This is a genomic window from Salipaludibacillus keqinensis (assembly GCF_003226325.1).
In the GTDB taxonomy this organism is placed as follows: Bacteria; Bacillota; Bacilli; order Bacillales; family Salisediminibacteriaceae; genus Salipaludibacillus; species Salipaludibacillus keqinensis.
This window is the reverse complement of record NZ_PDOD01000002.1, coordinates 79236-102146: the sequence shown is the minus strand read 5'-3', so window position 1 is coordinate 102146 and position 22911 is coordinate 79236. Positions and strand designations below refer to the sequence as shown.

The following is a 22911-nucleotide window of genomic DNA, read 5'->3' as shown; positions in this document are numbered from 1 at the left end:
ATGACCATGAATATATGCGGAATCGTTACCACACCTGGAAGGCCTTCTTTGACAGTGAAGGCCAAAGCGAAGCGGATAGCTGAGAAATGGAACCTTCCATTCGAAGAACGACAAAAACGCTCGATCCCCTTGCTACAGGAACAATTTAATACAACGGTGTTTGTGGTCTCTTCTCAGCGCATAGAGGCCTTCGAGAAAGGAAGAGATGAACCTTTCTTCTTTCACCCCAATGGAGCCATGTTTCGCGCCAAACGTTGGCACCGAAACGGTGACGATCCATTAGTTCACGCTTGCAAGATTGAAAGAGGAGATACGGTGGTAGACGCTACCCTCGGTCTCGCATCAGATGCTCAGCTAGCAAGTATGGCTGTTGGGAAAGGGGGCCAAGTGATCGGGTTAGAGTCTTCGCCTGTGGTCGCACAGCTTGTTAAAGAAGGGTTAAAAACATATGAAAGCCACTTTTCCCCATTGGATCAGGCCATGAGAAGGATCGAAGTAGTCTGCACTGACCATTTGAAGTGGTTACGAACTCAACCGCACGATAGCGTGGATATTATTTATTTTGATCCCATGTTTCAAGAAAAAGTTAACACCTCAGATGGCGTGAAGAGTCTTCGCTATCTATCCAACAATAACTCTTTAATGGAGGAAACCATGGAACAAGCGAAAAAGGTGGCTAGGAAAAGAATCGTCCTTAAAGACCACTTTCGCAGCCACCTCTTTCAACAACTTGGCTTTACCGTTCAGGTTCGTCCATCTGCAACCTATCATTTTGGAGTAATCGAGTTAGAAAAGAGTGAATCATATGACTAAAAAGAAGCCCCTTATTGTCATTGTAGGTCCTACAGCTGTGGGGAAAACAGCCGCCAGTATCCAGTTGGCAAAACATTATAACGGTGAAGTGATCAGCGGGGACTCGATGCAAGTATATCGCGAGATGGATATTGGTACTGCCAAGATTACTGAAGAAGAAATGGACGGCGTACCGCACCATATGATAAATATCAAACAGCCAGACGAACCTTTTTCTGTGGCAGACTTCCAATCGTTAGCGAAAAAAAAGATAGATTCCATTCACCAACAAGGCAAGATCCCATTTATTGTAGGTGGCACGGGCCTTTATGTAAATGCAGTGATTTATGATTATCATTTTTCAGAAGTGGCCGAGGATTCAGGCTATAGAGAGCGGTTAGATCAATTTGCTGAAGAACATGGAAATATTGCTTTACATCAGCAATTGAAATCTGTTGACCTCCAAAGCTATCAAGAGCTTCACCCTAACAACCGTAGACGGGTCATCCGAGCCTTGGAGGTGTATCACGTCACAGGAAAACCTTTAAGAAATCAAGAAGAACCTGAAAAAAGTAGCCCTTACGATACGACTGTGATCGGTTTAACGATGGAGCGTGAACTCCTATATGAGCGAATCAATCAACGGGTGGATGCGATGATAGAAGCAGGTTTGATAGAAGAAGTGAAAAGGCTCTCTGAGGCAGGGTATGATCAATGTCAATCGATGCAAGCGATCGGTTACAAAGAAATTCTCGCATATGTGAAAGGGGAGGTCTCAGAAGAGGAGGCCATTTCTCAACTGAAACAGAATTCAAGGCGGTTTGCTAAACGGCAATTGACGTGGTTCCGCAATAAAATGCAGATCGAATGGTTTGATATGACAGTTCACAGGGAAAAAAGGATAAAAGAAATTCATCAATTTTTGAAGGAAAGTTATTATTCGTAGCGAATATAGTTAATAATGCGATTAGAGGAGGCCTGCATACGATGAAACAACAATCTGTAAATATTCAAGATCAATTCTTAAATCAACTCAGAAAAGAAAACATCCCTGTGACTGTATTTTTACTGAACGGCTTTCAATTACGAGGACATGTAAAAAGCTTTGATAACTTCACCGTAATATTGGAGACAGATGGAAAGCAACAACTCGTCTATAAACATGCAATCTCCACTTTTTCACCGCAACGGAACGTGCAGTTAAATCAAGACAATAAGTAATTAAAAGAGGATGTTCCTAAAGCATTTAGCTTAGGTGACATTCTCTTTTTCAGTTGTTCAATCAACCACCCAGTGTTTCAAATATACTTTTATATACTTCAGATCAGGTCACTCAAAAACTGAGAGGAATCCTGTCATTTGGAAGTACGTTTCTGAATTAGAAAAGAAGACCTTTCATTTAAGTTCCGCCAAGTCCTAGTTTTTTCATTAGGCATTTGTCACGTCTGGTGCCGTTTTGCGTAAGATAGTTGTGACAGAAACATATCCACTTTGAAATTGAGGATGGTGACTTCAGTGGCACAGTCGGCTAAAATGAAAAAACGGGGACAAATTAACGTCGTCATTCAATCGACTAAAACGACAGAGCACGTTCATTCCATGCGTACGTCTCATTTCACCCCTTTTGTTCAGCATAAAGAATATATGGAAATGATGAAGGAATTTGAACAATTTGTAGGCTTAGATTCGATGAAAGCATTTATTCACGAATTATACGCATGGCTCTATTTAAACAAGCAAAGGGAAGCCAATGGACTGAAAGCCGACAAACAATCTCTTCATATGGTTTTCAAAGGTAATCCAGGAACTGGGAAAACCACGGTGGCGCGATTAATCGCTAAGATGTTAAAAGAGATGAATGTTTTGGAAAAAGGTCATTTTCTTGAAGTAGATCGGGCAGACCTTGTAGGAGAGTATATTGGACATACCGCACAAAAGACGAGAGAATTAGTGAATAAGGCAATGGGAGGGGTCCTTTTCATTGACGAAGCCTACTCTTTAGCAAGGGGCGGAGAAAAAGATTTTGGTAAAGAGGCGATTGATACTTTAGTGAAACTGATGGAAGATAAACAACATGGGTTTGTTTTAATATTAGCAGGGTATCCCGTAGAAATGGAGAACTTTTTACAACTGAACCCTGGTCTGCCATCAAGGTTCCCGATGATTGTCTCCTTTCCGAATTACTCCGTAAATGAACTATTGGACATGTTAAAGCAAATGGCGTGGAAAAGAGATTATCAAATAGAACAGAGTGGGCTTGCTTATATCAAGGAAGTGCTCGTATTTGCTAAGGAGTATCATAAGGAGCGCTTTAGCAACGGACGATTTATTCGAAACTTCTTAGAGAAAGCCATTCGTGTTCAAGCTGTTCGACTACTTGAAGAGGACACATACCATAAAGAAGCGCTGTTAACATTAGTTAAAACTGATTTTTCCAAAGCGTTTCATACGATTTTTCTAGAATAGGTTATTGAAATTCATGTATTAAAAAACGACATATAAAAGAAGGTGAAAGCAATCGATAAACAGTCAAAAGTGAATCAGGAATCTGTGATCTTAGTTGGAGTGAAATTGAAATCTGCAAAAGAGGAAGATTTCTTATATCGGATGGAAGAATTAGAATCATTAACAAAGACGGCTGGAGGACATGTGGTCGCTCAATTATCGCAAAACTTGGATCATCCCCAGGCATCGACGTATATCGGGAAGGGGAAAGTCGAAGAATTAAAGATGTTCATCGAAGAAAGGGAAGCTGATTTAATCATTTTTAACGATGAATTGTCGCCTTCGCAATTGAGGAACTTAACGAACGAAATGGACACCCCGGTCATTGACCGAACACAGTTAATCCTTGATATCTTTGCCAAAAGAGCAAGATCTAAAGAAGGAAAACTGCAAGTGGAATTAGCGCAACTAAGCTATTTGCTTCCTCGTTTGCGTGGTCAAGGCCATGTGCTTTCCCGGCTTGGCGGCGGAATTGGTACGAGAGGACCTGGGGAAACACAACTGGAAATAGATCAACGACACATTCGTGAACGACGAGATGAAATTAGACGGCAACTCTCGCAAATTGTGGCTCATAGAGAACGTTACCGCGACAGACGGAAAAAAAATCAGGCGTTCCAAATCTCATTAGTAGGTTATACAAACGCGGGTAAATCAACATTGCTTCAGAAGTTGTCTGATGCGGATGTATATATTGAGGATCAGCTTTTTGCTACGCTCGATCCTACAACGAAGAAACTTAAGCTTCCATCCGGTATAGAAGTACTTATGACGGATACGGTTGGCTTTATTCAACAGTTACCAACGACACTCATTGCCGCCTTCAGATCGACGCTCGAAGAAGTTAAACAAGCAGATTTAATTGTTCACGTTGTAGATGCTTCCAACCCTGACTTTGTTAATCATGAAGCGACAGTGTCCAAATTATTAGAAGACTTAGACGCGAATCACCTTCCTACGTTAACGGTGTATAATAAACGAGATCGTATTGAAGGAGACTTCTTCGCTAACAGCGAAGGTCCGTCGATCCTTATTAGTGCTCATAACGAGGGAGATTTAGACAAGCTCAAAGCCAAGATTGAGTCCGTGATGGAAGAACAATTTGTCCCCTACATTGTGTTTCTATCATCAGATGAGGGGAAATGGCTTCACCGATTGCAGAAGGAAACGATCCAATTGGAGCAGAAATTTGAGGAGTCCTCTGAACATTACATAGTAAGGGGATATGCCCCAGCTGAATCTGCGATTTATCACGAGTTGAAAAAAAGACAAGAAGAATAAAAGGAGATACGACGTTGCAACAAATGATGAATGAAAATCAACTAATAGCATTAGCAAACGAAACAACGAAACACCTACAGCCTTCTTTTTTGGAGAGAGCTGTCATTTCTGAACAAAATCAACGGAAAGTGTTGAAAGCTTTCAAAGATCAAGGAGTCTCTGAATTTCATTTCCATCCATCTACCGGCTATGGCTATGATGATATCGGTCGAGAAACGTTAGAAAAGGTGTATGCTCAAGTTTTTGGAACAGAGGCTGCGGTAGTTCGACCGCAATTGGTCTCAGGAACTCATGCAATTTCAACCGCCTTGTTTGGTGTCCTGCGGCCAGGAGATGAGCTGATGTACATAACTGGGAAGCCTTACGATACGTTAGAAGAGGTGATAGGAGTTAGAGGTTCTGAAAATGCCGGATCACTCATTGACTTTGGAATCACATATAAAGAAATTCCGTTGCTTGATCACGAAGTAGATATGAATCTTATCCGACAAGAAATGACAGATCAAACAAAGGTGATCGGCATTCAACGTTCGAAAGGCTACGCCGATCGCCCTTCATTTACCATTGCAAAAATCAAAGAGATGATCGATTCCGTCAAAGCCATCAATCCGAATGTGATTATCTTTGTAGACAACTGTTACGGCGAGTTTGTTGAAACGAAAGAGCCATCCGACGTAGGAGCAGATTTAGTTGCAGGCTCACTAATAAAAAATCCCGGCGGTGGAATTGCCAAGACTGGCGGCTATCTCGTTGGAAAAAAAGCTCTCATTGACCTATGTGGCAATCGATTGACTGCACCAGGGATTGGTCTGGAGGGAGGGGCAAGCCTAAACACACTGCTCGACATGTTTCAAGGATTCTTCTTGGCTCCTCATGTGGTGAATGAAGCGTTGAAAGGGGCGATGTTTACCTCTAAGTTTCTTAGTGAACTAGGCATGGAAACTTCTCCTGCATGGGATGCAGACAGAACCGATTTAATCCAGTCGGTCTCTTTCCCAAATGCGAAGTCAATGATTTCCTTTTGTCAGGCCATCCAAGGGGCATCTCCGGTAGATGCCCATGTTAAACCACATCCAAGCTATATGCCTGGTTACGAAGACGATGTTATTATGGCTGCAGGAACGTTTATACAAGGTTCAAGCATTGAGTTGACTGCTGACGGTCCTATCCGGCCACCTTACACGGCGTATGTTCAGGGTGGCTTGACATTTGAACATATAAAGATCGCCGTGACAGATGCAGTTCTTACAATTTATGAAGAAATTTCACTAAAATAATAAAAAATCGGTTATGAATGTCAGAAAGAGGGTAGGTTTAAATTAACCTGCTTTCTTTTTCTTTGTCAGAAAATTTCTCTGTCAGATAATCTGACAAGATCAAACAATTGGAATTAGATCTTCGTTATCATATGATTATCGTTAAATAATGAAGAATTCGAATGTTCGATCTTTTTAGACAAGAACAGATTCTTCTGATGAAGGAGTAAGACAGGCGATAGACAACCTGTTACTCCAATTAAACTAGTAGCAGACATTTTGAAGGAGGAGACTAAAAGAATGAGTAAGTACGCTAAAGAAGACATTTTACGCATGGCAGATGAGGAAAACGTAAGGTTCATTCGATTACAGTTCACAGATTTAATGGGGATCATTAAAAACGTAGAAATCCCAGTGGATCAGTTAACGAAAGCATTGGATAACCTTATGATGTTTGACGGATCATCAATCGAAGGTTTTGTTCGTATTGAGGAGTCAGACATGTACTTATATCCGGATCTTGATACTTGGGTTATCTTCCCTTGGACTCCTGAAAAAGGTAAAGTAGCAAGATTAATCTGTGATATTTACAGCCCGGACGGTACCCCATTTGAAGGTGACCCGCGTGGAGTGTTGAAAAGAGTTCTTCAAGAAGCGAAAGATCTTGGTTACTCTGACTTCAACATTGGACCAGAGCCAGAATTTTTCCTTTTCAAGAATGACGAACACGGTGAACCAACTCTTGAATTAAATGATAAAGGTGGATATTTTGACTTAGCTCCTACGGACTTAGGTGAAAACTGCCGTCGAGATATTGTACTTGAACTTGAAGACATGGGCTTTGAAATTGAAGCTTCTCACCATGAAGTAGCTCCAGGTCAGCACGAAATTGACTTTAAATATGCGGATGCAGTAACTACGTGTGATAATATCCAAACGTTTAAGCTTGTTGTAAAAACAATCGCTCGTAAACACGGATTGCACGCAACGTTCATGCCAAAACCATTGTTTGGCGTAAACGGAAGTGGGATGCATGCAAACATGTCTTTATTCCAAGACGGTAATGTCAATGCATTCTATGATGAAAATACAGAAAATCAATTAAGTGAAACGGCGATGCAATTCCTAGCAGGAACATTAAAGCATGCACATGCGTTTACTGCAATTACGAACCCTACAGTAAACTCATACAAGCGTCTTGTTCCAGGTTATGAAGCACCTTGTTACGTAGCATGGTCTATGCGCAATCGTTCACCACTAGTACGTATTCCTTCATCTAGAGGATTAAGTACTCGTATTGAAGTACGTAGCCCAGACCCTGCAGCGAACCCATACTTAGCGATGGCAGCAATGCTTGCAGCAGGTCTTGATGGTATTCGTCATAAGATGACTCCACCTGCAGAAACTGATCGTAACATCTATGCGATGGATTACGATGAGCGCCAAGCAGAAGGCATCGAAGCGTTACCAGCAACGCTTAAAGAAGCACTTGAAGCGTTAAAGAAAGACGAAATTATTGCAAAGGCAATTGGTGCCCACGCATTAGAGCACTTTGTTGAAGCAAAAGAAATCGAATGGGATATGTTCCGTACCCAAGTTCACCCATGGGAGCGCGAGCAGTACCTACAAACGTATTAATAAGACAACCCCTGTTGCCATTAGGCTTCAGGGGTTTTATTTTTGTTTAGGAAACTATAGATTTTTGAGTTGCGGATAAGTTTCTTTTTGAAAGCAGAAACGGGACAAACAAGCCTCGTCGTGCCGAGATTTGTCCATTAAATTCTTTTAAAATTAATCTTTAAGGATTTTTAGTTATAAAAGTTGATGCTGTTTTAGAAATCTGTAAGCAAAAGGAACATAGGAAAGGGGTTTTAATGCAACAGTTCCCATCACCGTAAATAATCGGAATAAAACAGAGTTTTGAAGATTTTAGTATCAGACATCTCCTCTAGGTCATACATTATGAAAGAAAAAAATTGAGGAGGAAATGGATGAATCCTAAGATAGCTTTAAACATGTTGATGGGTATTTTTTTATCTATAATGATTTTTGGATGTGCAACAGGAAATACGGATGAGGAAAACGATCCGTCTAACAATGAGTCAGAAGAGACGAATAATTCAGAGGATGTGGGTGCAGAAGAGAATACGTCCAACGGAGGGGCGGATGAGGAGAACGCCGTTGAGGATAATGATAATGAGATAGCAGAGAACGAAAACGCAGATGAAGAAATTGATTCATCTAATAATGAGGCAGAAGAGACCGATAATGCGGAGGATTTGGACGCCGAAGAGAATATGTCCAACGAAGTACCTGAGGAGGAGGAAGGCGTTGAAGAGAACGATAATGAGATGGCAGAGAACGAAAATGAGGTTGAAGAAGACCTAAGTGAAGCAGAGTTTGACCATCCAGCTGCAGAAATGACATTCAATTATTATCAACATTTAAAAAATGAAGAGTTCGAGCAGTCAGTTAGCTATGTTAATACAGACTATCTTCATTTCTTAGGACTAACTGAGCGTGATTACGTAAATACGTATAAAGACAACCAAACCTTAAATGACTGGCGTATTGAAGAAATATCAATCCGATCTGTTGATGAAGTCACAATGGATGTAAGAATTCCAGAGGTGTTTGAACAATTAATTACTCAAAGTGAAAATTATATCGTTATTGTTGATCTTAGAGTCTCTAATTTTGGAGAAGTCTCTGGGGTTGTTGATGATGTCCTCGTGTCAGTAGATGAAGATGGTGATTGGAAAATCTATGGGATTGTATCGTATTAAACTGTAAAGTATTTTTCAATCAGACCTCCTACATGTTAAATTTAAGTATTTGATTCATGTTATGAACATGCTCATCTTTGTTTGTTATGACCTTCTTAGATAACCTTTACTTATGTTGACTCTTAAGAGCACGGTTGCACCTAAGCACATATCATTAGAAACACCTCTTAGAAACATTGTGCTTCTAAGAGGTTTGTTTTGCCTAGTTTACCTGAGGTTTGAGTACAAACATTATGCGAAGTTGTCCGGACTGTTCTTAATACCCATTTTTCTGTCGCAGGGAACACAGTACTAATAACGTAAGAATCATAGCGGGGATCCTGGTTATAATATGAATGGTGTTACCTTATTAACGTGAATAAAGATAGAGCAACACCATAGCCTTACTCACTTATATAACTGAAGGTTGAAAGGAAAAGGGTTCATATGCAGGAATCACTCGTTGTTATTGTCAGAGCAAGTATTACTTTTTTTACTATCCTTTTATATGCCAGACTTATTGGGAAACAGCTAATAGGTAATTTCACAATGTTTGATTATATAAATGGAATTACTATAGGCTCGATTGCAGCAACGTTAGCTACAGACTTGTCTTCCAAAGCACTAGTTCATTGGATCGCGTTGACTGTGTTTATTGTCTTAACAATATTACTGCAATTTATTGGGTTAAAAAGTAGGTACCTGTCTAAAATACAAGATTCTGAACCTGTAATTTTAATGCAAAAAGGAAATATATTAGAAAAAAATTTATTAAAGGTTCGTATTACTAAAGACGAACTCATGCAACAATTGCGATCAAAGGATGTGTTCTCACCAGTTGAAGTAGAAATAGCGATATTAGAGCCAGATGGGACACTTTCCGTCTTGCCTAAATCTGATTATCAGACGGTCCAGAAAAAGGATTTGCATGTCCCTGCTGAGCCCGTGAAACTTACCACAGAATTAATCATTGACGGGAAAGTCATTCCACAAAATCTTGAACAAAGACAAAAGAATGAAGATTGGTTAATGGATCAATTAAAAATAAGAGGGGTAAAATCCTTGAAAGAAGTATCGTATGCAGCACTATTACCTAATGAAATGTTTTATTTAGACAAAGTAGATGACAATATATCAGATGATTTAAATATAAGTGATTACGATGGTCCTTATTAGTGAGATTGAAATATGCATATGAGGAGAAGGATCCCATGAAAAAATTTTTCATTTATTTCGTACCTATTTTATTTGTGGCATCGTCTTTCATAATTATGACAAGTGGTAGTTGGCTCAAAGAACCATTTCGCTCTGACGATGATTTGGCAGCTTATGTAGAGAATATTGAAAGTAACGTAAGAGAAGAAAATTGGGAGGACGCAAATAAAGAATATAATAGAGCGAGGAAAGCATGGGAATTGATCAAGATTCGAATCCAATACAGTGTAGAAAGAGAAGATATTGTTGCCATTAATGAAGCACTTTTTAGAGTAGAAGGAGGGATAGAGGCTCATGATTCTCAAGCAATTCTTTCTGAGATTTATTATTTTTATGGGCTATGGAGAGAGGTAGGGTAAACCAATTTTGAAAAAGTAAAAAATGAGTCGCGTGTTTTTAAAATTCAATGATAAGAGGTAATGAAATCTGAGGGACAAGCTTGTCATTAAAATTTGGTTGTTGGACTATGTTCGTTCACAAATCTCTCTATTTTTATGTTGTGAAGAGAAGTCTACAAAAAAGTAATTATATTTCGGTAAAGCTATGGCGCATTAGTAAGGTTCTCAAGATCTGTTGAGCCGAACAATACCAGTGCTATAAAAATAATGACTAGTATAAGACCAATGAATCCAGTACCATTAAATTCGGCCTTTTCATTACATTGTTGTTCCATCTTAACCTACTCCTTTTTCTTCATTCTCGTTTGAAATGCCTCAAAAATTTCATCTATGGTCATGTCTCCATTTTGATCCATAAAATCGACCATCTTATTTACCTTCTTATTACTTGGGATCCGATATTCTCCTACAAGACCAACGGATACGGTTGGTGATCCACGAAATATCTCTACAGAATCTACTTTTAATTTTCCCGTAAGTAAAAGTGCAGCGGCTATAATATCTAAGTTTTTCCCTTTATAAAGATCGTTAATTGAAAATTGATTTAGTTTTTCCATTCCTCTTTTATCTTCGGCCATCCCCGTCCCCTCCGTTCGGATACATTAATATATGTTAGATTTCATTCAATTGTTCACTCATTCTTCGCCTTTCCATATGAGGCTAAGATTATACCATCATCTGCTTATTTGAGCTCTACATAGAACAAAAATAACCCTCCTTGTCCAAGGGGAGTTATTTTTGTTCTTACCGATCTGACGGCTGCTATTGTGCTCGACATAATTTATAGTTTTTTCGCGTGCGCTTCTTTTTACCGATATTTACACGCGGTCAATCCGTTTAAGGACCGTAATGTTTATCCATTCACCGTTTAGTTTCAGTCGTTTGCCTAGGCTATCAATTTCGTCGATCACTCCTGTAACCCGCTGGTCATAGCCATCTTGCCAGTACACCACAGTCACTTCAATCGTGTGATAGAGAGAGTCCATAGCGACATGACCAAGCTCCGTTAGTTCGTCTTCTGTTAGGTTAGGCTGTGGATCATGTGTTGCCTTTCTTTTTCGTTCCCGAAGCGCTTGGATGTGTTCGGGAAGCATCATACGACTTCCTTCCCACATAAGGTTTCCCCGTTTTAAGAAATTGCTCATTTGTAGTGACCTCCTATTTTAGCTGAACGCTCTTTCACTTGGCTAGCAGGTAACAAAGACGCAGCTCGAATCACTGCCGTTTTGCCGTATTTTTTTACGAGTTCATCGGTTACATAGCCCAACTGGATGTTCTCCCCACGTTGTTCTTCAAATAGACTCAGCTGAATCGTTTGATCGCTGTGAAGACTGGAAAGGGAGACGTGGAGCCTTCGAATGGGTTCTCTGTCCCAAAAACTTTCAAGGAGATCGCAAGCATAGCGAAACACCTCCATCGTCATGTTCGTCGGTTCCGCCATCTTTTGTTGACGGTGAAATCCTGTTCTGATCTCATAGCTGGCACCGGAAACGCCTAAAGACACCGTTTGTCCCATGACTTGGGCGAGTCGTGCACGCCGGCAAACCTCTTCGCACAATTCCAGCAGGACGACTTTAATTTCGGCTTTTTCGCTGTAATCCCGGGGAAGGGTCATCCCGTTTCCAATCGCCTTTTGCCCATTAGTCGAAGTAAGAGAAATAGGGGAATAATCGACCCCGTGAGCATTCATCCAAAGAACTTGCCCGTGAATCCCCCATTCTTTCTTGATTTTATTTACATCCGTTCGAGCTAATTCACCGATCGTACGGATGGCTCTTCGCCGTAAGTGCTGTGACATTTTCCCCCCAGCTCGGAATAGCTTCTCAATAGGTAAAGGCCACAAGGTATCTTCCAATTCTTCTTTTTTTAAAAAGAAGATCCCATTTTCGTTTTTCTTAGAAAAATTATCACAGGCCATTTTGGCAAGGACTTTGTTCTCGCCAATTCCAACTCGTGCGAACACTCTCAGTTTAGAGTGAATTTCATGCTGAATATAGCTAGCGATTTCATAAGGGTCACCGAAAAGTTTTTGAGAGTGAGTGACGTCCATGAATTGTTCATCTATGCTGTAAGGTTCCACTAAATCGGTGACACTTTCCAAAATTTCCGTAATGACGATGGAGTTGTCAATGTATTCTTGCATATGAGGGGGGACAGTCACGAGGCCAGGGCATTTTTGTTCTGCTTCCCATAGGCGCTCGCCGTTTTGAATGCCGCTTTTTTTGGCGAGAGGACAAGCGGCTAGAATCACACCGGAGCGTCGTGTTGGATCCCCGGAAACAACGAGTGGTCGGTTTAAATTGTGGTAATGCTTTGCTTTTTCAACCGAGGCAAAAAAAGATTGCATATCAACTAAAAAAATGACTTTCTTCATGATGTAATCCCTCCTTATCATAAGAATACATAATCAAGAGAAGAAAAACAAGAACGTTTGTTCGTTTTATTGAGCAAAAAGAAAAACGGGCACTTAGCCCGTTAAAAATTTTTAGTGTAATGTTCGGAATACACCAATGACTTTTCCTAGAATGTGTACATTGGTTAAGATAATTGGATCCAACGTCGAGTTCTCAGGTTGAAGTCTGATATGATCTTCTTCTTTGAAGAATCGCTTCACTGTTGCTTCGTCTTCCTCGGTCATAGCTACGACAATATCGCCGTTATTGGCATGAGTTTGCTGCTTAACGACGACATAATCCCCATCAAAGATCCCCGCTTCTATCATGGAATCACCGGATATTTCCAAAATAAATGATTGTTCGTCTTGTACAAAGCTTGCAGGAAGGGGTAGATACTCTTCCACGTTTTCGATCGCCGTAATCGGCTGTCCCGCGGTGACTTTACCAATGACAGGAATATAAAGAGAAGGTGTTTCAGACACTTCGTTCGCTCTTCGCTCTAACCCAATCACTTCGATCGCACGGGGTTTGGTAGGGTCCCGGCGTATGTGTCCCTTCTTTTCTAAACGTGATAAGTGACCGTGGACAGTAGAGCTGGATGCAAGTCCTACCGCTTCACCGATTTCTCTTACCGACGGGGGGTACCCTTTAGCTTTCACTTCTGATCTAATAAATTCAAGTATAGCTTGCTGTCGAGAAGATAACTTTGACATGTAAAACACCTCTTTAAAAATTATTTGATATTGTTAGTTCCTTTATCGTTGTTCTATTACATGCTTGTCCATCATATGAATGATTTAGTTTCATTTATAATACAGGAACATTATACCATGAGAACATAAGTTGCGCAAACGAACGTTCTGTATTTTCTCTTGACACGAACATTCGTTCTAGGTATAGTAAGGGAACAAACATTCTTATTAGAGGTGATGATGAACATGAATCATTTTCTGCGAAAGAAACTAGACGGCTCTATTTTAATTCTGTTATTATCTGTTGTATTATTTTCATGGACCCACTTTTCCGAAGAAAGTGAACCTTCGGAAGAGTTTCAACTATCTTCCCAGTGGACTGTATCTGAAGGGGAGTCACTCTGGACAATTGCAAGCATGGCTTCAAAAGAAATGGAATTAACGATTGAAGAAGCTATTCTATGGATACAAAAAGAAAATGAATTAAACAATGTAGCCATTTATCCTGGCCAAACATTGAAAGTACCAACTGAAATGAAAGGTGTTGCCACGGAGTGAACGGACTTATATACGTAAGAGTAAGTACAGAGAAAGAATCGCAACAAACCTCTCTTCTTAGACAAAGAGAAGAACTTCTCCAAGCAGCGAAAAAATGGGAAGTTCGTGTTGTAGATATCATTGAAGAACGAGCGAGCGGATACGACGTGGATCGAGAAGGAATCTTAACCATTTTAGACCGATTTAAAGAGAAAGAAGCAGATAGCTTACTTATTCAAGATGAGACAAGACTAGGGAGAGGAAACGCGAAGATTGCCCTGATTCATCAGTTAAATAAACTAGGAATCTCCATTTACACGATAAAAGACGATGGACAGTTGCTTTTATCTGAAACAGATACGATGATCTTAGACATTGTAGCCATTGTTGAAGAGCATCAACGAAAACTCCATAACGTCAAGATTAAGCGAGGCATGAGAAGAGCGGTAAACGCAGGTTTTTCCCCATACAATAATTTGACTCATGCGGATCACTCCGGTGGTCGAAAACGTAAAGATGTTCCCTTAGATGAAATCATCCGACTGAAAGAAAGTGGGATGACCTTTCATGAAGTGGCAGCCATGTTGAGAGGGTTCGGGTATTCCATTTCGAAAGCGACAGCCCACCGAAGATATCAAGAACACATGAGAAAAAAAGACGTCCTATAAGCAGTTATACTTGAAAACCCTTCTATAGTTTATTAAGATAAAACAAGCATTTTAATAAATGGAGGAATTCAAGTGCTTAGTAAAGATAAAATTCAGCGCATAAACGAGTTAGCTAAAAAATCAAAGTCTGAAGGACTTACATTGAAAGAACAAAAAGAACAAAAAGACCTTCGACAACAATATTTAAAAAATGTTCGTCAATCTTTCAAGAATCAATTAACTTCTGTGAAAGTCGTTGATGAGGACGGGACCGATGTGACCCCAGACAAATTAAAAGAAGAGAAAAAGAATAATCAATACAACGGCCCATTGCATTAATGAAACCATTTGCAAGGCAACAATAAACGCATGAGTAAACAATATCCGGACTATTTCCCTTTAAAATAGCCGGATATTTTTTGTGTATTTAGTCGGAATTTAGCGAATCCTAATCAAATGATTAATAAATTGTTCAATTTTCATAAAGGGAAACGGTTGTCTAACGTCTTTAGAAGGTATATGATTGTAGTATATTTGAGTTAAATCATTTGAAAAGAGGCTGATATTTTATGTCAACAAACATTGATAATCTATCCATTAATACGATACGTACCTTGTCAATCGACAGCATTGAAAAGGCTCAATCGGGTCACCCTGGAATGCCAATGGGTGCTGCGCCAATGGCCTATTCATTATGGGCGAAATACATGAACCATAACCCTTCAAACCCAGACTGGTTTAACCGTGATCGTTTTATTCTATCAGCTGGACATGGCTCGATGCTTTTATACAGCTTGCTTCATCTACATGGTTACGATGTGACAATGGACGACTTAAAAGGATTCAGACAGTGGGGAAGTAAAACTCCTGGGCACCCTGAATTCGGTCACACTCCTGGAGTAGAAGCAACAACAGGTCCTTTAGGGCAAGGAATTGCTATGTCTGTAGGGTTTGCCATGGCAGAAAGCCATATGGCTGCTACCTACAACCGAGATGATTTCAATGTCGTCGATCATTATACATATAGTATTTGTGGAGATGGCGATTTAATGGAAGGTGTCTCAGCAGAGGCTTCTTCATTAGCAGGTCATCTTAAGCTTGGCAAATTAATCGTTTTTTACGATTCCAATGATATTTCATTAGATGGTGAATTACATCAATCATTCTCTGAAAGTGTAGAGGATCGTTATAAGGCATACGGATGGCAAGTGATTCGAGTGGAAGATGGAAACGATTTAGAGGCAATTACAAGTGCCATTGAATCGGCGAAATCAGATGATCGTCCAACACTCATCGAAGTGAAGACAGTCATCGGATACGGTTCTCCAGGTAAGAGTGGAAAATCAGCTTCACACGGGGCACCATTAGGTGAAGATGAAGTGAAACTGACAAAAGAAGCTTATAAGTGGACATTTGAAAAGGATTTCCACGTTCCTGATGAAGTAAGAGATCATTATGAGAAGCTTGCTGCAGAAGGCCAAGACAAAGAAGATACTTGGAATCAAACCTTTGCAGAATACAAGAAAGCTTATCCTGAACTCGCAGCTCAATTTGAAACAGCCGTGAAAGGTGAACTGCCTGAAGGTTGGGACAAAGATGTACCTGTCTATGAAGAAGGTGACAGCTCGGCAACTCGCGCATCCGGTGGAGAAGTCTTGAATGCTCTTGCACAAAATACTCCTCACCTGTTCGGTGGATCGGCTGACTTAGCCTCTTCAAATAAAACGATGTTAAAAGGAGAAGAAGATTTCTCCCGGGAAAACTATGCAGGCCGAAACATTTGGTTTGGTGTCCGTGAATTTGCCATGGCTGCTGCAGTGAACGGTATGGCTCTACACGGAGGTGTGAAGCCTTATGCGGCAACGTTCTTCGTCTTCTCTGACTATTTACGTCCTGCACTAAGACTTTCTTCATTAATGAAAGTACCTGCAACGTATGTATTTACACATGACAGCATCGCAGTAGGTGAAGATGGTCCAACGCATGAGCCAGTAGAACAATTGCCAGCGCTTCGAGCGATTCCAGGACTCTCTGTCGTTCGACCTGCAGATGGAAATGAAACGGCTGCCGCTTGGAAAATCGCTTTGGAAAGCACAGACCAACCGCATGCATTAATATTAACTCGTCAAGGGTTACCGACACTTCCTTCAACGAAAGAAAAAGCGTATGAAGGAGTGAAGAAAGGTGCTTACGTCGTGTCTGATGCCAATGGAGATGTTGACGGACTTCTTATTGCTACAGGTTCTGAAGTCTCATTAGCAGTGGACGCACAGCACGCTCTTGAAAAAGAAGGAATTCACGTGTCTGTTGTCAGCATGCCTAGCTGGGACCGGTTTGAGCAACAATCTGCCGAGTATAAAGAATCTGTCTTACCTTCCCACATTAAGCATCGCCTAGGGATCGAAATGGCTGCTTCATTAGGATGGGATCGTTATACTGGCAGTGAAGGTTCTATTTTAGGAATCGATACATTTGGTGCTTCTGCTCCTGGAGACCGTATTTTAAAAGAATATGGCTTCACAGCTGAAAACGTCGTGACTCGATTTAAACAACTATTAGAAAAATAATAAGATTCTTTAGAAAGCACTTGGGGTTATTCCCAAGTGCTTTCTTTTGTGATGTCATTTTAATCGTTGAAAATCCTCGAATTTAGACAAAATTAGTCATTCTCTCCTTACACATTGTGACAGATGTTCATGATCTTGTCTTTTATAATAGAGGTAGCAAGGGTCAAGAGATCTTAACTCCATTTTTATTTTAGGGGTAGTGAATAGATTGAGAGAGGGTGATCCAATGAGAAAATATGAAATCGTCTTGATAGACGAAGAAGTGGCTTATATGTACAGCGGGATGGAAAAGAAACTTTTTCAACTTTTCTATGAACATAGACATGCTCATGGAAACCTGAAACAAATCACTACTGGCCAAGTTCAATACATTACAAAAGACTTTTATCAAAGTAATTTGGATCATTTTATATATCAGTATTTCTTTCACCAGAAAGACTACTCCTATTCCAAACACACGCATACGTTAAATATGGTGAAAGAGCAAAGCTTCGCAAGATTAACATTGTTTCCAAAGAAGATGATTCTTTTTGCTAGTGGAGGAATTGACGCTGAGACGAGCTTTTTCGAAGTGTTAAGAAGGTATCAGTCCTTCTTTTTGGCTATGAATTACGAGACAAATAAATATGGGTGGTTGAAACCAATCCAAGTGATGAATATCATGCAAGAGAGATCGGGGATATAAGACAAAATTTCTCAACCCTCTTTTAAAAGCGAGCTTCTTCATGTATAATAAATGAGGTTCATAAGAATATATTTCTATCCGACAACTTAAGTAGACAGAAGAAGGAGGGTCAACGCCGATGTGGGTAAATATTTTAATCGGTGTCATCGCTCTGTTAGCAGGGATCGCGCTTGGATTCTTTATTGCTAGACAGTACATGATGAGTTACATGAAGAAAAATCCGCCAATTAATGAAAAAATGCTTCGAGTGATGATGATGCAAATGGGCATGAATCCATCACAGAAGAAGATCAACCAGATGATGAAAGCGATGAATAATCAAAAATAAGGATAAACACTCCGTGATGGAGTGTTTTTTCATTTAGTGAAGAATAATGGTAAAGTAAAGGAGTTACAACCTAACTAATTTTAATGAAATAGGTGAATACATACATGCAATCCTATACGTTTCCGTCCATTACCTATGACCAAATAGATCCTCACCGTCACTATGTGATTGATGTTCGCTCCCCATCAGAATATCAAGAGTTTCATTTACCAGACAGTCTGAATGTACCTTTATTTACCGATGAAGAACGTAAACAAGTAGGGACCATCTACAAACAAGAAAGTTCAGAAAAAGCGAAGAAAATCGGCATAGACATCTATTCAAAAAAATTACCTGAATTTTATCATAAATGGATGCAATTAGCAGAAGCGAACCCGACGAAAACGGCTGTAGTGACCTGTGCAAGAGGCGGGATGAGAAGTGGATCATTTGTCTCGATGATGCTTGCTATGAAACTTCCCGTTCGCCAGTTGGAAGGGGGCATGCGTTCTGTCAGAAAGCATGTTCAAGCAAAGTTGGATCACTTCGCATCACTGAACTGGAAAACAATCGTTCTAGGTGGCAATACAGGTACCGGGAAGACAAAATGGCTATTGGAATTAAAAGAGAGGGACTATCCTGTCTTGGATTTAGAAGGGCTAGCCTGCCACCGAGGATCCGTATTCGGTCACATTGGACTCAAACAAACGAGCCAGAAACAATTTGAGTTCCATTTAGTTGAGGAACTTGAACAGCTTGTGGATAAAAGAATGATGATTATTGAAGCTGAAAGCAAACGAATTGGTCGAATCATTATACCGCCTTTTATATTAGAAAATAAACAACAAGGAACGTTTATTGAAATTCAAGATCGGATGGAGCGAAGAGTCAATCATATTATGGAAGACTATCAACCTTTTCAATACTCAGAAGAAATTGCTGAAGGGGTAGGTAAAATCAAAAAACGACTCCCTACTAAAATAGTCGGAAGTGCAGAAGAGGCCCTTGCCAATCAACAGTACGAGGAATTGTTTGAATTACTTCTTACACATTATTACGATCCCAAGTATAATCATAAAAACAATGAATACGTTCCTAGCGATAAAGAAAACATTCTTAAATTAAACAAGTATGAAGAGTCACAAATTACCACAGTCATTCAAGAGAAAATAGATCAGAATTTGTAGCCAATACTAGGTAAAATTATTGTAAACCTTTTCACCGCTACTACGCCCAAATATGGTAAAATAATTTTTGTTATACAAATATATGGAAAAATTTATGTCCTGATGAATTGAGGTGGGCGTGCTGCGAGTTTTTATTGATTTAATGTGGTATTTCAAACAGGAGAAGTGGCAATACGGTGGGGGAATCGCTATTTTAGCGGTTGTTTCTGTTCTGTCTTTGTTACCTCCCTACATTGTCGGCGTCATCGTTGACCATATTTCCATGAATACATTAACAGAACAAATATTATGGCAGTGGATGCTAGTGTTGTTCGTATTAGCCGTCATGGTTTATATATTAAGATTCGTTTGGCGGATTTTAATTTTTGGTTCGGCGATTCGCTTAGCCCGTCTGTTACGTAATCAATTATATGAACACTTCTCAAAAATGACCTCCTCCTTCTTTCAAAAACGGCGAACAGGAGACTTAATGGCCCACTCAACCAATGATATTCGTGCAGTTGAACAAACGGCAGGAGCGGGTGTTCTTACTTTAGTGGACTCATTAACGATGGGAGGCTTTGTCATCATCACAATGGCCGCCACGATTAGCTGGGAGTTAACGCTAATTGCCTTGATTCCTATGCCGTTTATGGCACTGGCCACTAGTAAATACGGTTCCATGTTGCATGCCAGATTTTCCAAAGCTCAAGCCGCTTTCTCTACGTTAAATGACAAAGTCCAAGAGAGTATGTCAGGCATTCGCGTCACGAAAACATTCGGTTATGAAACTGAAGACGTAGAATCCTTCAAGAAGGAATCTGATCATGTTGTTAAGAAAAATGTTGAGGTAGCGAAAGTCGATGCTTTGTTTGACCCGACTATTTCGTTAATTGTCGGCATGTCTTTCTTTTTATCTATTGTATTTGGTTCAAGATATGTGGTAGCCGGGGAGATAACGATAGGGCAGTTAACGAGTTTCACTGTTTATTTAGGATTGCTCATATGGCCCATGCTCGCTTTTGGCTGGCTTTTTAATATCGTGGAAAGAGGTCGTGCTTCGTATGACCGGGTGAGAAATCTATTATCTGTTAAACAAGATATTGTAGATGAGCCTGGTGCCTTGACAAAACCTCCTAAAGGAGACTTAACATTTGAGATTAACGAATTTTCTTATGATCAAGAAGAAGAACCCGCACTATCGTCGATTCAATTGCAAATCACCCGCGGAGAGACGCTCGGGATAGCAGGTCGTACAGGAAGCGGCAAGACGACACTCGTTCGCTCACTTATGAGAGATTATGATATACAAAAAGGTTCGATCTACTTCGAAAATCGTCCCATTACCCAATACACGTTAGAGGCGATTCGAACGACGGTCGGTTATGTTCCACAGGATCACTTTCTTTTTTCGGCCACGATTGCCGATAATATCAGCTTCGCGAAACCGGATGCTTCGTATTATGAAATTATTCAAGCGGCGGAACTGGCTGCCATCCACGAAGATATTCTTCAATTTGAGGAAGGATATGAAACGATGGTTGGCGAGAGGGGAGTCACCTTGTCTGGAGGACAAAAGCAGCGGATTTCCATTGCTCGAGCAATTCTTAAAGATCCGGAAATACTCGTTTTAGATGATTCGTTGTCTGCCGTCGATGCCAAAACAGAAGAAACGATCCTTCAACACTTGAGGGACATTCGTCGTGGAAAAACGACACTCATCACCGCTCACCGATTAAGTGCTATAAAGCATGCTGATCAAATCATTGTCATGGACCAAGGGACGATAGCAGAACATGGTTCTCATGACACTCTAATGGATAGAAATGGATGGTACCGAAATATGTACGACCATCAGCAGTTAGAATCGTTGGTTCATAAAGGGGGGGAATCATCATGATCGACCGCCACAAACATTTGCTTACCCCCTTGCCACAAGGACCCGTATTTAAGAGGTTACTAGATTATGCGAAACCTCACTGGAAATGGCTTACGATTGCGATGATTCTTCTTATTGGAGGAACGGGTGCCGAACTGATTGGACCCATTTTGATTAAAATTTTTATAGATGATTTTCTTACGCCGCGAGTGTTTGAATTTCAACCTTTGCTATTATTAGGGGCAGGATATTTGTTCCTCCATTTTTCAGCTGCGATCATGAATTATTCTCAGCTCTTGCTGTTTCAAAAAATTGCACTCAAAATCATTCAAAAGCTGAGGATTGATATTTTCGCCAAAGTAGAAAAGCTAGGTCTGTCGTTTTTTGATCAATTTCCTACGGGAGGTCTCGTATCTCGAATCACCAACGATACGGAGCAAGTGAAAGAGTTGTACGTCAGTGTCATGGCGACCTTTATACAAAATATCGTCTTTCTTGTCGGTGTCTTCATCGCTATGTTTTATTTAAATCCGCAGTTAGCCCTGTTTTGTCTTGTGTTATTACCGATGATTCTCACCATCATGCACTTGTATCGAAAGTTCAGTTCAAAATATTACGCAGAGATGAGTGAGAAACTTAGCGAATTAAACGCTCGTTTAAATGAATCCATTCAAGGAATGACGATTATTCAGCTATTTCGCCAAGAACGCCGGATGAACCGGGAATTTCAGGAGATTAATGAGGGTCATCATCAAGCTTGGTATAAGAGTATGAAGCTAGATGGCTTACTTCTTAGGCCAGCGGTTGATTTTATTTCTATCATTGCTCTCGTGCTCGTATTAACCTTTTTTGGCATCACGTCGTTAAATAACCCTGTGGAAATCGGTGTTCTCTATGCGTTCGTGAATTATTTAGACCGTTTCTTTGAACCAGTGAACCAGATCATGCAGCGATTATCGATCTTCCAACAAGCGATGATCTCCGCAGGCAGAGTCTTTCGATTAATGGATCACGATGAGCTCGCTCCTCAGAAACAAGGAACAAATGAACCGATCGTATCTCAAGGAGATATTGAATTTAGAAATGTAACTTTTTCGTATGACGGAAAACAAGATGTGTTAAAAAATATAAGTTTCAAAGTCAACAAAGGAGAAACATTAGCGTTAGTGGGACATACCGGCAGCGGGAAAAGTTCGATCATCAATCTGTTAATGCGCTTCTATTCGATTGAGCAAGGGGAGATCCTTATTGATGGACAGCCAATCGAATCGTATACGAATAAAGAGCTAAGAGAAAAGATTGGACTCGTTATGCAAGACCCTTTTCTGTTTGTAGGCGATGTGAAACATAATATCCGCTTGTTTGATGATACGATGACAGAGGCGAAAGTAAAGGAAGCGGCAGAGTTTGTACACGCAGATTCCTTTATTTCCAAGCTTCCTAAAGGCTATGACCACCCTGTTGGTGAAAGAGGATCGACGTTTTCAAGCGGCCAGCGACAGCTGCTTTCCTTTGCGCGAACGATGGCAAAAGCACCTAAAATTCTTGTTCTAGATGAAGCGACAGCTAGTGTAGATACGGAAACAGAAACGGAGATTCAGTTGGCTTTGGAGAAAATGAGAAAAGGCCGAACGACCATTGCTATTGCTCATCGATTGTCAACGATAAAAAACGCCGACCATATCCTTGTATTACACCAAGGTCAAGTAGTGGAACAAGGAAATCACAAGGAGCTACTGAAACAAAAAGGATTATATGAGAAAATGTATTTGCTACAGCAAGGGGCAGAAAAATTAGAAGAATCCCCTTCCAACTAGTTAATT

24 protein-coding genes are annotated in these 22911 nt (G+C 40.3%); 19 read left to right on the top strand and 5 right to left on the bottom strand.

Going from position 1 to position 22911, the window contains the following annotated elements; genetic code table 11:
- The 10 genes from CR194_RS07665 (at position 1) to CR194_RS07620 (ending at position 10173) form a co-directional block, all read left to right on the top strand.
- The gene (locus CR194_RS07665) at positions 1-813 is read left to right on the top strand and encodes a class I SAM-dependent methyltransferase (RefSeq protein WP_158282203.1); all 813 of its coding nucleotides are present in this window, start codon (positions 1-3) and stop codon (positions 811-813) included.
- Entirely contained in the window at positions 806-1738 is a 933-nt protein-coding gene (gene miaA / locus CR194_RS07660) for a tRNA (adenosine(37)-N6)-dimethylallyltransferase MiaA (protein WP_110609090.1), read from the top strand. The genes CR194_RS07665 and miaA overlap by 8 nt, the downstream gene beginning before the upstream one ends.
- A 41-nt stretch (positions 1739-1779) precedes the next feature.
- Positions 1780-2013: an RNA chaperone Hfq gene (hfq, locus tag CR194_RS07655; protein ID WP_110609089.1), complete on the top strand. Its 234-nt coding sequence runs from the start codon at positions 1780-1782 to the stop codon at positions 2011-2013.
- Between the two features lie 294 nt (positions 2014-2307).
- Positions 2308-3258 carry an AAA family ATPase gene (locus CR194_RS07650; protein WP_233254278.1) on the top strand — a complete coding sequence of 317 codons (951 nt, stop codon included), beginning with the start codon at positions 2308-2310 and terminating at the stop codon, positions 3256-3258.
- A 69-nt stretch (positions 3259-3327) separates the two neighbouring features.
- Positions 3328-4578 carry a GTPase HflX gene (gene hflX, locus CR194_RS07645; RefSeq protein WP_110609087.1) on the top strand — a complete coding sequence of 417 codons (1251 nt, stop codon included), beginning with the start codon at positions 3328-3330 and terminating at the stop codon, positions 4576-4578.
- A 23-nt stretch (positions 4579-4601) separates the two neighbouring features.
- On the top strand, positions 4602-5855 hold the full coding sequence (locus CR194_RS07640; RefSeq protein WP_110609943.1) for a methionine gamma-lyase family protein: 1254 nt from the start codon (positions 4602-4604) through the stop codon (positions 5853-5855).
- A gap of 279 nt (positions 5856-6134) precedes the next feature.
- Complete coding sequence (glnA, locus tag CR194_RS07635) at positions 6135-7472, top strand: type I glutamate--ammonia ligase (protein WP_110609086.1); 1338 nt, start codon at positions 6135-6137, stop codon at positions 7470-7472.
- 353 nt (positions 7473-7825) lie between these two features.
- Positions 7826-8620 (top strand): hypothetical protein, encoded by a 795-nt coding sequence (locus CR194_RS07630; RefSeq protein WP_110609085.1) that lies wholly within the window; start codon positions 7826-7828, stop codon positions 8618-8620.
- 426 nt (positions 8621-9046) lie between these two features.
- Positions 9047-9775: a DUF421 domain-containing protein gene (locus CR194_RS07625; RefSeq protein WP_110609084.1), complete on the top strand. Its 729-nt coding sequence runs from the start codon at positions 9047-9049 to the stop codon at positions 9773-9775.
- A 35-nt stretch (positions 9776-9810) separates the two neighbouring features.
- Positions 9811-10173, top strand: coding sequence for a DUF4363 family protein (locus CR194_RS07620; RefSeq protein ID WP_110609083.1), 363 nt, complete (start codon positions 9811-9813; stop codon positions 10171-10173).
- Between the two features lie 182 nt (positions 10174-10355).
- Here the strand turns inward: CR194_RS07620 and CR194_RS20680 are convergent, their stop codons facing one another.
- The 5 genes from CR194_RS20680 to lexA all read right to left on the bottom strand — a co-directional run bounded on the left by CR194_RS20680 (position 10356) and on the right by lexA (position 13321).
- Entirely contained in the window at positions 10356-10487 is a 132-nt protein-coding gene (locus CR194_RS20680) for a hypothetical protein (protein ID WP_269845705.1), read from the bottom strand.
- A 6-nt stretch (positions 10488-10493) separates the two neighbouring features.
- Positions 10494-10790: a hypothetical protein gene (locus CR194_RS07615; RefSeq protein ID WP_110609082.1), complete on the bottom strand. Its 297-nt coding sequence runs from the start codon at positions 10788-10790 to the stop codon at positions 10494-10496.
- A 240-nt stretch (positions 10791-11030) separates the two neighbouring features.
- Positions 11031-11357 (bottom strand): YolD-like family protein, encoded by a 327-nt coding sequence (locus CR194_RS07610; protein ID WP_110609081.1) that lies wholly within the window; start codon positions 11355-11357, stop codon positions 11031-11033.
- On the bottom strand, positions 11354-12589 hold the full coding sequence (locus CR194_RS07605; protein ID WP_233254339.1) for a DNA polymerase IV: 1236 nt from the start codon (positions 12587-12589) through the stop codon (positions 11354-11356). Before CR194_RS07605 ends, CR194_RS07610 begins: the two co-directional genes overlap by 4 nt.
- Before the next feature lie 108 nt (positions 12590-12697).
- On the bottom strand, positions 12698-13321 hold the full coding sequence (gene lexA / locus CR194_RS07600; RefSeq protein WP_110609079.1) for a transcriptional repressor LexA: 624 nt from the start codon (positions 13319-13321) through the stop codon (positions 12698-12700).
- Positions 13322-13546: 225 nt separating this feature from the next.
- Here lexA and yneA point away from each other — a divergent pair, with 225 nt between their 5' ends.
- From yneA to CR194_RS07555, 9 genes are all read left to right on the top strand, one after another.
- Positions 13547-13858: a cell division suppressor protein YneA gene (gene yneA, locus CR194_RS07595; protein WP_158282202.1), complete on the top strand. Its 312-nt coding sequence runs from the start codon at positions 13547-13549 to the stop codon at positions 13856-13858.
- Entirely contained in the window at positions 13855-14505 is a 651-nt protein-coding gene (locus CR194_RS07590) for a YneB family resolvase-like protein (protein ID WP_110609077.1), read from the top strand. The genes yneA and CR194_RS07590 overlap by 4 nt, the downstream gene beginning before the upstream one ends.
- Positions 14506-14577: 72 nt before the next feature.
- Positions 14578-14823, top strand: coding sequence for a DUF896 domain-containing protein (locus tag CR194_RS07585; RefSeq protein ID WP_110609076.1), 246 nt, complete (start codon positions 14578-14580; stop codon positions 14821-14823).
- Between the two features lie 230 nt (positions 14824-15053).
- Positions 15054-17051 (top strand): transketolase, encoded by a 1998-nt coding sequence (gene tkt, locus CR194_RS07580; RefSeq protein ID WP_110609075.1) that lies wholly within the window; start codon positions 15054-15056, stop codon positions 17049-17051.
- A 226-nt stretch (positions 17052-17277) separates the two neighbouring features.
- Positions 17278-17736: a sporulation inhibitor of replication protein SirA gene (sirA, locus tag CR194_RS07575; protein ID WP_146035924.1), complete on the top strand. Its 459-nt coding sequence runs from the start codon at positions 17278-17280 to the stop codon at positions 17734-17736.
- A 118-nt stretch (positions 17737-17854) separates the two neighbouring features.
- Positions 17855-18064, top strand: coding sequence for a YneF family protein (locus CR194_RS07570; protein WP_110609073.1), 210 nt, complete (start codon positions 17855-17857; stop codon positions 18062-18064).
- A gap of 92 nt (positions 18065-18156) precedes the next feature.
- On the top strand, positions 18157-19230 hold the full coding sequence (mnmH, locus tag CR194_RS07565) for a tRNA 2-selenouridine(34) synthase MnmH (protein ID WP_146035923.1): 1074 nt from the start codon (positions 18157-18159) through the stop codon (positions 19228-19230).
- A 121-nt stretch (positions 19231-19351) separates the two neighbouring features.
- Entirely contained in the window at positions 19352-21109 is a 1758-nt protein-coding gene (locus CR194_RS07560; RefSeq protein WP_110609942.1) for an ABC transporter transmembrane domain-containing protein, read from the top strand.
- Positions 21106-22905: an ABC transporter ATP-binding protein gene (locus tag CR194_RS07555; protein ID WP_110609071.1), complete on the top strand. Its 1800-nt coding sequence runs from the start codon at positions 21106-21108 to the stop codon at positions 22903-22905. Before CR194_RS07560 ends, CR194_RS07555 begins: the two co-directional genes overlap by 4 nt.
- The last annotated feature ends 6 nt before the right edge of the window (positions 22906-22911 follow it).